We start from the raw sequence: 1,043 nt of genomic DNA on the forward strand, positions 1-1,043 counted from the left end.
TTGCCGTTGGCGCCGTTGCAAGAGGGCCTGCTCTTCCACGCCCTGTACGACGACCAGGACACCCCCGACGTCTACGTCGTCCAAATCGCCCTACAACTCGAAGGCCCCCTCGACACCAACCGCCTCCACACCGCAGCCCACACCCTCCTGGGCCGCCACCCCCACCTCACCGCCTGCTTCCTCACCCGACCCAACGGCCAACCCATCCAAATCATCCCCACCCACTACCAACTCCCCTGGCACGAACACAACCTCACCCACCTCAACCCCACCCAACAACAAACCCAAACAGCAAACATCCTCCACCACACCCGCACCCAACGCTTCACCATGACCAACCCACCCCTCCTCCGCTACACCCTCATCCACCACACCCCCCACCACCACACCCTCGCCCTCACCCTCCACCACATCCTCCTCGACGGATGGTCCATGCCCATCCTCATCCACGAACTCCTCACCCACTACCACCACCCCACCAACCCACCACTCCCCCCAACCACCCCCTACAAGCACTACCTCACCTGGCTCCACCAACAAGACCACACCACCGCCACCACCACCTGGACCAACCACCTCCACAACACCACCCCCACCCACCTCACCCAACCCAACCCCCCAACCAACCCCACCCACACCACCCCCCAACACACCACCCACCACCTCACCCCCCACACCACCCAAACCCTCACCCACCACACCCGCACCCACCAACTCACCCTCAACACCCTCATCCAAGGAACCTGGGCACTCCTCCTCAACACCCACACCGGAAACAACAACATCACCTTCGGCACCACCACCACCGAACGCCCCCCAGAAATACCCCACATCAACACCATGATCGGCCTCTTCATCAACACCACCCCCACCCACACCCACATCCACCCCAACGAAACCATCACCCAACACCTCACCCGACTCCAAAACCAACAAACCCAACTCCTCGACCACCAACACCTCTCCCTCACCCACATCCACAACACCACCAACCACACCCAACTCTTCAACACCACCACCGTCTTCGAAAACTACCCCCTGGA

1 protein-coding gene is annotated in these 1,043 nt (G+C 61.6%); it reads left to right on the plus strand.

Annotation, left to right across the window (positions count from 1 at the left end; genetic code table 11):
- A partial coding sequence (locus tag ABZ842_RS38880; RefSeq protein WP_361548625.1) for a condensation domain-containing protein occupies nucleotides 1-1,043 on the plus strand: 1,043 nt, incomplete at both ends.

Source organism: Streptomyces sp. NPDC047315, from assembly GCF_040643215.1.
Classification (GTDB): Bacteria; Actinomycetota; Actinomycetes; order Streptomycetales; family Streptomycetaceae; genus Streptomyces.